Source organism: Armatimonadia bacterium (genome assembly GCA_039679385.1).
Taxonomy (GTDB): Bacteria; Armatimonadota; Zipacnadia; order Zipacnadales; family JABUFB01; genus JAJFTQ01.
The window spans coordinates 1-12,619 of the sequence record JBDKVB010000034.1 but is presented as its reverse complement, the minus strand read 5'-3'; the positions used below and the strand labels follow the sequence as shown (position 1 = coordinate 12,619).

Annotated in this window: 8 protein-coding genes; 5 read left to right on the top strand and 3 right to left on the bottom strand. The window is 65.3% G+C overall.

The window, feature by feature from the left end:
- A partial coding sequence (locus tag ABFE16_03450; GenBank protein MEN6344331.1) for a hypothetical protein occupies window positions 1–1,333 on the top strand: 1,333 nt, incomplete at its 5' end.
- 93 nt (window positions 1,334–1,426) lie between these two features.
- On the opposite strand, the gene ABFE16_03445 is transcribed toward ABFE16_03450, so the two are convergent.
- Both ABFE16_03445 and ABFE16_03440 read right to left on the bottom strand, forming a co-directional pair.
- Window positions 1,427–3,811 (bottom strand): carbohydrate binding domain-containing protein, encoded by a 2,385-nt coding sequence (locus ABFE16_03445; GenBank protein ID MEN6344330.1) that lies wholly within the window; start codon window positions 3,809–3,811, stop codon window positions 1,427–1,429.
- A 94-nt stretch (window positions 3,812–3,905) separates the two neighbouring features.
- On the bottom strand, window positions 3,906–4,781 hold the full coding sequence (locus ABFE16_03440) for a carbon-nitrogen hydrolase family protein (GenBank protein MEN6344329.1): 876 nt from the start codon (window positions 4,779–4,781) through the stop codon (window positions 3,906–3,908).
- Window positions 4,782–5,120: 339 nt separating this feature from the next.
- Here ABFE16_03440 and ABFE16_03435 point away from each other — a divergent pair, with 339 nt between their 5' ends.
- The 4 genes from ABFE16_03435 (at window position 5,121) to ABFE16_03420 (ending at window position 10,973) form a co-directional block, all read left to right on the top strand.
- On the top strand, window positions 5,121–6,038 hold the full coding sequence (locus tag ABFE16_03435) for an ABC-three component system protein (GenBank protein ID MEN6344328.1): 918 nt from the start codon (window positions 5,121–5,123) through the stop codon (window positions 6,036–6,038).
- Window positions 6,035–6,280: an ABC-three component system middle component 6 gene (locus ABFE16_03430; protein MEN6344327.1), complete on the top strand. Its 246-nt coding sequence runs from the start codon at window positions 6,035–6,037 to the stop codon at window positions 6,278–6,280. The genes ABFE16_03435 and ABFE16_03430 overlap by 4 nt, the downstream gene beginning before the upstream one ends.
- Window positions 6,277–7,995 (top strand): ABC-three component system protein, encoded by a 1,719-nt coding sequence (locus ABFE16_03425; protein ID MEN6344326.1) that lies wholly within the window; start codon window positions 6,277–6,279, stop codon window positions 7,993–7,995. Before ABFE16_03430 ends, ABFE16_03425 begins: the two co-directional genes overlap by 4 nt.
- A gap of 512 nt (window positions 7,996–8,507) precedes the next feature.
- A complete protein-coding gene (locus ABFE16_03420; protein ID MEN6344325.1) occupies window positions 8,508–10,973 on the top strand; it encodes an alpha-galactosidase in 2,466 nt (821 codons plus the stop codon).
- Window positions 10,974–11,029: 56 nt separating this feature from the next.
- Here the strand turns inward: ABFE16_03420 and ABFE16_03415 are convergent, their stop codons facing one another.
- Complete coding sequence (locus ABFE16_03415) at window positions 11,030–12,451, bottom strand: redoxin domain-containing protein (protein ID MEN6344324.1); 1,422 nt, start codon at window positions 12,449–12,451, stop codon at window positions 11,030–11,032.
- Window positions 12,452–12,619 lie beyond the last annotated feature (168 nt).

Genomic DNA, 12,619 nt, shown 5'->3' with positions numbered 1-12,619 from the left:
CTACCCGGTGGAGCCCGTGGATGGCTACAGCACCCGGCCGGTGCCGCCGGATCAGTACGCGCATGAGTGGACTCTCACGGCGACTCCACAGAGCAAGCGCAGCAACGAGGAGTTCCTGGTCGCTTTGCAGATCCAGCGCGAGGGCGACACGGACAACGCCACCTTCGAGGCGATCCCGGCTCAGGGCGGCCTGGCGGCCCAGTGCAAGACCCCGCAACAGACCACCCTTACCTGTTTCCGTCAGCGCGGGCAGACCGGCCTGCTGCGAGTGGCCGGTCTCGAGAGCGACGGCACCGTGAGCTCGGTGACCACGGACGCGCAGGGCACGATAGACCGGGCGATCCTGATCGGCGGAACCTACCTGAAGCTCCAGGGCCGAGACCTATTCCGCGCCGGCCAGTCGGGCAACTACTCCTTGGTCAGGAACCCCGAGGGTACCCTTGTGAATGCGAGTGTGGCCGAGGCGTCCTCGATCCAGGTGCTCGGAGGACAGGCCCGACAGGTACCCGCAGGAGACAGCCAGTTCGCGCTGGAGGGCGGTCTCGACCTTGGCAAGATACTCAAGGTCAGCCGGAACGGCCTTGACTGGCAGGGCTACCGTCTGCCCATGGGTGAGGAGATCCGCAGCTACTGGTGGACCTCCTTCGACGTAGCGAAGATGGATCGCTGCCGACTGAGCCTCGACCTGCCCGCGGGCACCGCCTTCACGGCCACGCTGGATAACCGGCCGCTAACCTTTGCAGAGGGCGACGACCGTAGCACGAACCTGTGGCTGACCAAGGGCAGGCATCTTCTGCTTCTGAGCGGACCGGCGCAGTTGCCCGGTGTGAAGCTCGAGACCGAAAACCTGAGCTTCAGCCCGGCGACGATGCTGGCCAGGGACTTCCGACCAGGCTCCGGCTCCCTGATCTCCGAGGCCGAGAAGCCCTCGGCAGAGGGCGACGTCAAGGGCAAGGTGGTCGAGAAGATCGGGGCTTCCGGCGGTGTGGCGCACACCACCTGGGATACTCTGGGGCAGTGGGCGGAGTGGACCTTCGAGGTGCCCCGGGAGGGCGACTACCAGCTTCTGGTCCGTGGCGCCAGCGAGTATGACGATATCCTGAGGGAGCTGACGGTGGACGCCGGCACTGGCTCAGCCGTGTCCTGCATGGCCCAGATGCAGAACACCGGCGGCTTCTGCCGTGTGACCGACGACTGGCGGTACTTCCTGGTCAGCGACAAGCAGGGGCGGCCGATGAGCTTCCACCTGACCGCAGGCAAGCACCGGCTGCGGATGGAGCAGATGGGCGGCTCGATGAACGTCGACCTCTTCGCCTGGCAGCCGGTGAAGTAAGCAACGGGCACAGCGAGGATGGAGCACAGCGCGCCCGGCGCTTCGGCCATGGATACACGAGGCGCCGGGCGTGTTAGTCTTTGCGCGAAGCCCTCAGAACTTGATCAACCGCACGTTGCGGACCTCAAGCCACACCTTGTCCTTCGTTGTGTTCAGCCCGAGGCGTAGCGACACGATCTTGTCTAGGTCCAGCTTCCCGTTGGCATCAGCCGCTGAGAAGCTGGCCCACTCCGTGTCGCTGAAGGGGAACTGCCTCGTCGTCCAGGCCTGCGTCGCCTTCCAGTCGGACATAATATGGTACAGTGAGCCGCCCTGCTCGATCAATTGCGGGCGCACTACCGTGCTGTCGTCGTCCCCGTGGCAGCGGTACTCGAAGGCGATGCCGTCATAGTGCGAGAAGTCCGCCGGCGGGTCGAACTTCGCCTGCGGATAGCACCAGCGGTCGCCCGGTCCGGCGAAGCTGATCGTGGACCGGATGCCGCCTTCCGACCCCGCAACGATCTCCTGCTTCCCGTTGCCCGCCACGTTCACCACCCACCGCTTCGGGTCACCCAGCTTCAGGTCCAGCGTCTCCCGGGGCTTCACGCGATTCGCGTCCAGGCCCAAGTAGGAGACCGAGGGCTGCACCGTCGTACCTTGCACGCCCGGGAAGCTGGGGCGCACCCAGACTTTGCGTACGCTCCCTACCGGCACCTCTCCGCTCAAGGTGAACTCCAGCACTGCTCGGCCCATAGGCTCCAGCGACACAGTCACCTTCCGGGGCTCGCTGGTCCAGCCGGCGGGCACTTCCAGCGCGATCTCTCCCCGCGCGGGTGCGGCATCGGTCAGATTGCACACCTCCACGGTGTACTTGAAGGGCTCCGAGGTGATCAGGTAGCAGTTGCGGGCCTTGTCGATGGTCGGCACCTGCGCCTGTCCACGTACCACCACCGGGCAGGGGTGATTGTCCGGGAGCTTGCCTGCCGGGCGGACCTCGCCGGTCAGATGAGCGGTCAGGTCGTCGCCGAGGCCGATCACATACTGCGGCGCCGGGCCGGCCGTCAGATTCAGCTTGCCCTCGGAGAGCGCGGGATTCGTCTCGCGGCCGAAGAGATCAGCTACCTTCACCGTCGCCGGGGCTGCGAACTCCACGGTCTGCGGCTTTTCGCTCCAGACCACGAGCACCTTGCCCCGCGGGGTCTCGAAGGCCAGCGCAGAGGCCTTCTCCAGCGGATACTGGCCCAGGTACTTGGCCTCGCCGAGCAGGTCGACCGCGGCGGCGATGGCGATGAATCCCGGTCGCGGTGACAGGTCCCGGCGCATCGAGCCGAACTGCACACCCCGCTCCAGGTAGTAGGGGTAGATGAAGAAGAAGGCCCGGTCTGTCCCGGCCGCGAGGCTGTAGGCGAAGCACTTGGGCACGAACTCAGCCTGGGCACGTTCAGCGGCTGCGTTCAGCTCACCACCGGGCTCCGTGGCCTCGACGCGGATACCGGCCTCACTGAGCCACACCGGCCGATCTGCGCAGCCGTACCTGTCGAGAAGCTCGAGGTACTGCCCCAGCACCCTGGGATAGCCCTCCGGCGGAGCGTAGACGTGCCAGTTGAAGATGTCGAAGTAGTCCTTCGCGCCCGCTTCCATCAGGCACTCGTCGAAGTTGCAGTACCCGCGGCAGAAGGAGGACTGGAGGATCATCAGGTCGGGGTCACCGGCCTTGAACCCCAGGTAGGCGGCCTTCTGCAGCCCCGCAAGAGTGTCGCCCAGGTCCGGCCAGAAGTGCGGGATGTCCGGCTCGTTCCAGATCTCCCAGGCCCTCACTCGGCCCTTGTAGTGCTGGGCGAGGCGCTTGGTGAAGGCATACACCTCGCGCAGGTCGGTGGGGTTCTTGGTGGCCGGGTTGTTGCCGCGGGTCCAGCCGGGGGTGTCGTGGAAGAGGCTGTAGTGGCGTACACCGGCCTTCGCGTAGGCCTCGGCACAGGGGTCGTACTGCTGGTAGTCGATGACGCCCTTCTGGGGCTCGGTGCCGCCCCAGGAGAAGCGGTCGCGAGCCCAGCCGACCCCGGCGATGCGCAGGATCTGCGCCAGGGCCTCGAAGTCCTCACGCCGCGAGTTCCAGACGATCGAGGAGTCCGTGTTCAGCCGCGTGTCCCGTGGCGGGGCAGCGGAATGGTCCCTGATCACACCCAGCGGCAGCCTGGCGGTGGTTGGCCCTTCGGCGCAGGTCAATTCGTAGTAGCCCAGCGGCAGCCGGCCCAGGGAGATCGTGCCCTTGCCGTCGGTCAGGCTCACCTTGCCGGAGGCGGCGGTCTTGCGGTCGAAGTCCATGAGCGTCCACTGGGGCGCGGTCAGGCCGGTGGCACTGACGGAGACGGTCACCGGCGTTAGGTAGTCGTAGAGGTTACCGGGGCGATTGGTCGCCAGCTTGAGGCTGGGCTGCTGGGCGAGACACGGGCTCAGGAGCAGAAAGGGCAGCGGCAGAAAGAGTGACGGGCGCATCATGGCAGGCTCCTTCGAGCGGAATCGTCGGCCTCAGGGCAAGGACCCGGTGCCGACGCAGCGCGCTTTTCGTGCCTTAAGCACCTGACACCTGCTGTCAGGTGCTTAGGGGGGTCGAAGTGGGTCGCGTGAGGTCCCCGTAGAGTTCCGGGCGGCGGTCTTCCTGGAGGAAGTCGCGGACGGGCTCGGGAGGTGCTCCGCTGCAGCGGTGTCGGGTCCAGGGTGTGTGCGGGTCGACCTGTGCCAGGGCCAGGCCTTCATGGAGGCCGGCGTCGGCCAGCACGGTTCCGTCGGGCGCGATCACACAGCTTTGCCCGTAGACCTTGCCGGGGGTGTAGGCCTCGGTCGCCGGGAGGCCGTAGCCGGCACGCACGAGGTGGCAGGCGCAGTCCATCGCCCGCACCCGGCTCATCAGCATACACCGTTCGGGGGTGTCGGAGCGCTGGAGGGAGGGGAACAGGATGACCTCGGCCTTCCGCAGGGACAGCAGGCGGGCGACCTCGGGGAAGTAGACGTCGTAGCAGATCATGACGCCGAGGCGGCCGAGGGGCGTATCGACGACGGGGATCCACTCGCCGGGTGTGAGGCCCAGGTCGCGGCGCTCGGTGATGGTCAGGTGGGTCTTGTCATAGGTGAAGGCGATCTCGCCGGAGGGTGCGATCAGGTGGGCGGCGTTGAAGCGCAGGTCGCCCCGCTGCTCGATGACGGGGAGCAGGAGCCAGACGCCGAGTTGTCGGCAGCGCTCCCGGGCTGCATCGACGAAGGCTTCGGCCTGCTGGGACTGACGCTTTGTCTCCTCGGGGTCGAGGCCGATGGCGTTGAAGCACTCGGGGAGGACGAGCAGTTGGGCGCCCTGGTCGGCGGCTTTGGCCACGAGTTCCCAGGCCTTCGCGACCATCCTGGGATGGTCGTCGCTGCAGGTTGCCACCGCGGGCTGCACCGCGGCAATTGTGATGGGTTGTGGACTCATCATATCACTCCGAAGGGTTTGCACAATCTGCAGATAGCCTGAAGGTGATCTAGTGATTTGCGGCGAAACGCCTCCCCAACCGGGGGACAGTGAGGAGTTCCACACCCTTCCCACGTTCTCCTTACGGATGTCGACCGGGCCCGTCGCCGAGCCAGTGTCTTGGAAGTCGGGGCGTCGAGGACTTGCAGGGCCTGATCGTCAGCGGCGTGTGCGAGGGTCAGTTCGTCGAGTACAGGTCAGCCCCTCCTGACGCCAAGGAACTCGCCAAGTCGATCGCAGCGTTCGCGAACAGACACGGCCGGGAGTTCTGCCTGCCAGGCCGCAGAAGCACCAGGGGAGAATATGGACAGTTTCAGGAGCGCCCACTATACTAGCAGGCTCGACATCTACCTGTATCGTGCCTTCGGGGCAGCCTTCCAGACTCTCTTCTGGGACATAATGGGCCGCCGGTACGGCGATCAGTTCCTGATGCCCAAGCCCTGGGGGGCCGTGGGCGACTTCTCCTGCGATGGCTTTCTTGTGCCAGAGAAGCGCTGCTTTGCCTGCTATGGCCCCGAGAGGATGAGCCCGCACGAGTGCACCGAGAAGATCACTAACGACTTCCGGGGCGCGATGGAGCACTGGTGCGATCAGTATGCTTTCGAGAACTGGACCTTTGTCCACAACGCTCGCCAAGGGCTTCCCCCCCAGGCCGTGCAGGCACTGTACGCACTGGACCAGGAACATGAGGACGTCGCTGTCGGGCACTGGGGGCCATCCAAACTTGAGCGCATCGTGGCTGAACTCTCGGACGATGACGCTGCTGCGATATTCGGTGCCCCTCCCGCTCTGGCTGATTTTGCCAGTCTGGGCTACGGGGACCTAGAGGCCGTCCTCGACCACGTGGGAGAGGCGAGCCCCGTGCCCCCGCGGTGGATTCGTCCGGTGCCGGCGAGCAAGATCACTGCAAATGGCCTGTCGGATGCGGTTGTCACGCTTCTTCGGGCTGGAGAGCGCTGGGCCCCGCGCGTGCATGAGTTCATCTCAAGCTACTACGATGCGATGTACGGTGAGAGGATCTGTACTCGCTTTGGGCAAGAGTACGCTGTCCTGAAGGAGCAGCACCTGTCGCCTGATGAGATCTATCACCGGCTCATGGTTTTCGCCGGCGGCGACCTTCTGGCCCCGGCCAAACGCTGCTGCGCTGTGTACGCGGTACTCACCTATCTGTTCGACGCCTGTGAGATATTCGAGGCGCCGCGGGGCACTGAACGACCATGATACTCCCAACCAAGCACCTCCCGGAACACCGATCGCTCCTGGCGGTAGGGGCCAGGATACTGCTAGCCCTCGACACTCCAGGAACCGTCTCCCAAGTGTGGGAGACCCTCCGTGCTGACGAGGGCGTCGGCACCGCACCCTCCTGCTTGTCCTATGACTGGTTCGTGCTTGCCCTCGACTGCCTCTACGCCATGGGCCTTGTTGAGATGCATGACGGCACGCTCCGGAGACAGCCGAGATGATCTACTACATAGACAGCGATCTCCCCACATTCAAGAGGCTCCGGTTCGCACCAGGTCTCAATGTGCTCCTGGCGACCAAGAGCGATGAGTCCACCCGCCATGACACGCGGAACAGAGCAGGGAAGTCCAGTCTGGTCGACTTGGTTCGGTACCTCCTCGGAGGGGAGCGAGGCGATCTCCTAGAACGTGAGGCTCTCAGGGGGTACAAGTTCGAGGCCAGCGTGGACGTTGGCAACACACGGCTCGAGGTCTCTCGCACAACCAGCGCTAGGTCCAAGCCGGTGATCACGTACATCGGGGTGCCGGGCACGACCGCCCCGCCTGCTGGCTCACTGAACATCACGGCATGGAGGGCTTGCCTAGGCGCGAGCGTGTTTGGTCTCGCTTCAGAGGCCGCGGACCGGCGAGAGCAGTACTCCCCCTCTCTCCGGTCTCTCCTTGCATACTTCGCGAGGAAGGAGGCGTCCGGTGGCTTCCACGAGCCGCGCACGCATACTCGCCAGCAGCTCGTCTGGGATTGGCAGGTCAACCTGTCGTACCTCCTTGGTCTCGACTGGCGGTTGGCCCAGCAACGCCAACTGATGCGCGACAGGGACGAAACTCTCCGGAAGAGGGCGACTGATGCAGCAGCCTCCAGCGCTGAGGTCCAGAACGAGCACGCCAGGGCCCTCACACGGGCGACGCACCTGCAGGAGGAGCTAGACACATTCCGCGTGCACCCGAGGTACGCTGAACTGGAGCGTGAGGCTTCCGGCATCACATCGAGCCTTGCAGACCTAGCCGACCAGAACACGCTTGACCATGTGATTGTCGAGCAGATGGAGTCAGCCATAGCATCGGAGGCTCCACCACAGGATGATGATTGCCTGTCGGTTTTCACAGAACTTGGCGTTCTGATGCCAACGGTGGTGCGGGCGCGCTTTGACCAAGTCCGCGAGTTCCACATGTCTGTGATCAGGAACCGGCGGCTCTATCTCGAGGGCGAACTGCTTGTGGCCCGCGAGCGCATTCGCCAGCGAGACAGCATGGTCGAGAGCCTGGATGCCCGTCGTGCCGAGATCATGTCCATACTCCAGTCCCACGGTGCGCTGGAGCACTTTGGGCACCTGCAGGGCGAACTGACGCGCGAGCAGGTCGCGCTGGAGCGGCTGGGGACGCAGCTGGAGGAGACACGCAAGGTCGAGGAGGAGCGGACGCAGCTGAGGGTGGAGGTCGAGCAACTGCATCTACGTCTGCAGCGAGATCTCTCCGAGCGAACATCGGTTGTTGACGAGACGATCAGGACCTTCCAGGCCATCACCAGCCGAATCTACGGTGACGCCGGGCGTGGGACGCTCACCATCGAAGCCGCGTCCAACGGAGTGCAGATCACCCCGCAGATTCACGGCGACAGCAGTCGCGGCGTCAAGAGCATGGCGATCTTCTGCTTTGATATGACGGTAGCCACCATGGCGGCCAGGCAGGGGCTTGGCCCGGGCTTCGTCATCCACGACAGCCACATCTTCGATGCCGTCGACGAACGACAGGTAGCCGAGGCCCTGCGGTACGGCGTGGACTTCACCGCAGACACAGGGCTTCAGTACATCGTTACCATGAATGAGGATGACTTCCCGGCCTCGCTCCTGCCGTCCGACTTCGAGTCCACCTACGTACTGCCAACCAGGCTGACGGACAAAGGCGCGGACGGTGGGTTGTTCGGATTCAGGTTCGACTGACGGGCAGCGGACCGAACCCGAACAGCGATCCCTTGCGTGCCGTCTGTCCCTTCTCGGACAGGGGCATCACCACATCTGCTGCTTCGCGTACCGCCTGCTCCCAAGAGAAGCAACAGACCGCGGCGCGGCTGCCGTGGTCCGCGGGTGGCCTCCCTCCCCTGAAGGAACTCGGCAGCTGCATAGCGAATCGCCGGACGGAGGGCACCGCCCAAGGGGACTGAGGTTCCCCGTCTTTGCACGGCAGGGCCTGGTCGGTGCCTGTGCTGTTAACGAAAGGGCATCGAATCGTTAACAGCCCGGCGGGCTACTAACGATAGTGCTGGTTTGCGTTAGTACGAGCCCCACGAGCTTCGGTAGGAACACCGCCACCCCGTTGACGGCTGCGGTTGGTTGACGGGTGCGGGCGGTAGCGTGGCGTGATGAGATTGGGCGTGATGAGCATGGGTGCGCGTAACTCACTCTGGCCGGCGTTCGCTCTCCTCTGCGTCGGCGCGGCACTGCAAGGATGGACTATGGAAGATCGAGACCTGCCCCTCGAGTACTCCGATGACGCCGTCATGGCAACACCCAGCGATATCCACCAGGTTCAGGAGTGGTGCGCCCAGGTCTTCTCCGGCACCCAGCCCGGCCTCACCGGTCCCCGCGTCGACCTCCAAGTCCGGCGACAGGACCACAGCGTCCTCCAGTTCCGCCGCTCCTGCATCGACACGCCCATCCGGATCGGCCGGCAGTCCTTCGAGCATGGCCTCGGCACCCACGCGAACAGTGAGATTGCTGTGCGCGTGCCCGAGGGCGCGAAGGCCTTCCGCGCCTCCCTCGGCATCGACAACAATGACAACACCGGCGGCGTCCGGGGCAGTGTGCGGTTCACGGTCGAGGTCGACGGCAAGGAGGCCTTCCGCAGTGAGGTCCTCCGCGGCGGTCAGGAACCCGTCGAGGCGACCGTCGCCCTGACGCCCGGTGCGAAGGAGCTGGTCCTCAAGGTGGACTGCACAGAGGACGGCGTCGCCCACGATCAGGCAGACTGGGCCGACGCCCGCTTCGACATGCAGGATGGCTCCGCGCTGTGGCTTGACCAGAACCAGATCGACCTGCTCCCAGGAGGCACGACGGCGCCCTTCGGGTTCGTCTATGACGGCAAGCCCTCGGCGGAGCTACTCCCGACCTGGGAGCGCAAGGTGTCGACCCGGCATGCCGACGGAGCGACGATCTACGAAGTCAGTTGGCGCGACGCCAAGACCGGGCTGGTGGTTCGGGCAGAGGCCAAGTGCTTCGACCGCTACGCGGCGGTCGACTGGGTGTTGAGCTTCGAGAACACCGGCGCTGCGGATACGCCGATTCTGGAGAGCATCCAGGCGCTCGACACGATGCTGCGCAGCGGCTACGGAGGCACTCCGCTGCAGATCCACCAACTCTCCGGCGACGCCTGCGGTGAGCAGTCCTTCCTGCCCTTCACCAGCAAGCTCGAGCCGGGCAAGTCGCTGCACCTCGCACCGACGGGAGGCAGGCCGTCGTCGATCAGCGCGGTGCCCTTCTTCAACCTCCAGTACAACGACCTGGGTGCGATCGTCGCCGTGGGCTGGACCGGGCAATGGGCCGCCGACTTCGAACGAAGCGGCACCGGTCCGACGCGAATCACGGCGGGCATGGAGAAGACGCACCTGATCCTGCACCCCGGCGAGCGCATCCGCACACCCCGCATCCTGCTCATGCCCTGGCGAGGCGACCGGGAAGCAGCGCAGAACCAGTTCCGGCGCCTGCTGCTGTTCCACTATGTGCCGCAGCAGGATTCGCGTCCGATACGACTGCCGGTAGCGCTGCAGTGCTTCGACCGCTACAGCTGGACCGTGCCGGAGTGGGCAACGGAAGCGGGGCAGGTGCAGGCGGTGGAGGCAGCGGCGAACCTGGGCTGCGACACCCACTGGCTCGATGCCGCCTGGTTCCCGGGCGGCTTCCCGAAGGGTGTCGGCAACTGGAGCGCAAAGCCGAAGGAGTTCCCGCGTGGGCTGAAGCCGGTCGCCGAGGCCTGCCACGCGAAGGGCCTGCAGTTCGTGGTGTGGTTCGAGCCTGAGAGGGTCGCCGAGGGCACCCAGATCGCCCGCGAGCATCCGCAGTTCGTGCACGGCGGCGCAGCCGGTGGGTTGTTCAAGCTGGATGACCCCGAGGCCCGACGGTGGCTGACCGACCTGCTCTCGCGGCGCATCGAGGAGTACGGGATCGATGTCTACCGCAACGACTTCAACATCGACCCGCTGCGGTTCTGGCAGGCAGCCGACGCTCCCGACCGGCAGGGGATGACGGAGATTCGCTACGTCGAGGGGCTCTACGAGATGTGGGAGGAGCTTCTGGCCAAGCACCCCGGCCTGCGGATCGACAACTGCGCCAGTGGCGGGCGGCGAATGGACCTGGAGATGCTCCACCGGTCGATGCCGCTATGGCGCAGCGACACGAGCTGCTCACCGGGGCACGTCGACTGGAACCAGGCTCAGAGCTGCGGACTGGGCCAGTACGTGCCGCTCCACACCGCCTGCACCTGGGCACCGGAAGCCTATGACCTGCGCAGCGGAGAGACGGCCGGAGCGATCCTGCAGCTAGACTACCGGGCCGCCGACTTCCCCATGAAGCGCGCCCAGCAGCTCATCGCCGAGGCGAAGGCGAATCAGAAGTACTGGTATGGCGACCTGTACGTGCACACTCGCCCAAGCATCGACCCTGACCACTGGTGCGTCTTCCAGTACCACCGGCCGGACCTGGACGCCGGGATCCTGTATGTGTTCCGGCGGCACGAGAGTCCCTATCCGGTGCTGGAACTGTCGCTGAAGGGCATCTCGGCGGAGCGGCGCTACAAGCTGGAGTTCGTCAACGACGCTCTGGAGAGTACCGTGCGGGAGGCCACCGGAAGCGAGATTCTGGCAGGTCTTGAGACCCGCGTACCCAAGGGAGGAAGCCTGATCCTGCGCTACGAGGCGATTCGGTAGCGCAGGACCAAGTGGTAGCCTGTCCCCTGCTCCTCTGCACCGACGCCCTCCGGCGGCTAGCCTGCGCCCGGCGTCGGTGCTATCGTTTTGGGGTGCGTGGAGAAGAAGCTCCAGAGCTCCTGACTGGCGGAGAGACCCTTCGCCACGGTCGGCCAGCCGTGGTCGCAGTTGGCAACGGTGACCAGTTCGACCTCAGTGCCGGCCTTGCCGCCCGAGTAGAGGGTCCGGGTTACCCCCGTCGCGTCGTCCTTCGTCTCTTTGCCTGTCGGATTGCACTGGTCGGCCTCGACGAAGAACCGGACGCAGTCAGGCGCCGACTTGAACAGGTTCTTGGGCGTCTGGCCTCCGGCGAACTTGACGACGCCGTCCTTGAGGCCGGCGATATGGATGACGGAGATCGGTGCAACCGGTGCGGGGATCGTCGCTCCGCAGGGCTTGCCGTCAAGCGACTTGATGCCCAGGGAACCGTTGACGATTCCGACTGCGGCGATGAGATCGGACAACTCGACGCCTGTCCGGTAGGCCATGTAGGCACCGGCGGAGTGACCGCAGACGAACACTCGGGCCGGGTCGGTGTTGCAGGTGGTGTGCAGGAGCCCAATCAGCGCCCGGAGGAAGGCGATGTCGTCGACGTCGTCGGCAAGGATGCCCTGACCGCCGGGGATCTTTCCGAAGAGCCCGTTCCAGGACCGAACGGCCGCGACGCCGTCCGCATACGCGGCAACGAAGCCATAGCGATCGGCCATGGCATTGAAGCCGCTCATGCCGACAGCGCCCCTCCCAGAGCCGCGGGCACCGTGAAGAGTGATGACCAGCGGCATCGGCCCCGCACCCTCACGGGGCGCTGGAACATGGACGAGACAGGTGCGCGTCAGGGCACCGACCTGCAGCGACACCTGGCGGTCCACTGCGGTCGCAGGTGGTGGTGGAACTGCACTCGCAGGCATCAGCCCGGCATCGACAAGCATCCGCGAGAGGTCCTGGCCCTGGGTCTCGGCGCTGATGTTCTTGTTGACGGACAGCAGCGTTCCTTTGGCGTCGATGAGGAAGGTCCAGCGTTCTGAGTGACCGTCCGGCCGGAGACAGCCGTAGGACCGCGCCACTGCATTGTTCGAATCGGAAAGCACCGGGAAGCCATACTTCCCGGCCTGGCCGAAGGCTACCGTGACGTCCAGCGGAGCGGTGCTGCAGCCGAAGACCTGGACTTTGTCGGTGGGCAGACTGGCCATGGCCGCCTGCAGCGCGGCGCACTGGATCTTGGCCCCTTCACTTCCGGCGCGAGGGAACCAGCACAGCGCAACCGCCTTCGTGCCCAGGAGCTGGGAGAGCTGGTACTCCTTGCCGTCGGAGGCCTGAAGCTTGAAGTCGGGGGCCTTGTCTCCGGGCTTGAGGTTCACCTTCATGGCGGGTTGTGCGACACTCAGCACGGCGGATAGCAGCAGGGCCACGAACGCGGAAAAGACGGCCAGCGTCCTCATCTGTCTTCCTCCTGGAGTAACCTTCGTCATGCGCCAAAGGCGGAAGTGCTCCACGGCAGCAGAGCTTGAGATCACTGTCCTGCGTTAGTGAGCCAGGAGGCCCTGCATCCACTCCCTCACAACGGGGTACTGACTGGCAGGGAAGGCATGCCCCACCCCCGGCATCTC

Bases quoted from the DNA above. Each gene is read 5' to 3' on its own strand.
- ABFE16_03445 (MEN6344330.1), bottom strand. From the start codon at position 3,811: ATGATGCGCCCGTCACTCTTTCTGCCGCTGCCCTTTCTGCTCCTGAGC.
- ABFE16_03440 (MEN6344329.1), bottom strand. From the start codon at position 4,781: ATGATGAGTCCACAACCCATCACAATTGCCGCGGTGCAGCCCGCGGTG.
- ABFE16_03435 (MEN6344328.1), top strand. From the start codon at position 5,121: ATGGACAGTTTCAGGAGCGCCCACTATACTAGCAGGCTCGACATCTAC.
- ABFE16_03430 (MEN6344327.1), top strand. From the start codon at position 6,035: ATGATACTCCCAACCAAGCACCTCCCGGAACACCGATCGCTCCTGGCG.
- ABFE16_03425 (MEN6344326.1), top strand. From the start codon at position 6,277: ATGATCTACTACATAGACAGCGATCTCCCCACATTCAAGAGGCTCCGG.
- ABFE16_03420 (MEN6344325.1), top strand. From the start codon at position 8,508: ATGGAAGATCGAGACCTGCCCCTCGAGTACTCCGATGACGCCGTCATG.
- ABFE16_03415 (MEN6344324.1), bottom strand. From the start codon at position 12,451: ATGAGGACGCTGGCCGTCTTTTCCGCGTTCGTGGCCCTGCTGCTATCC.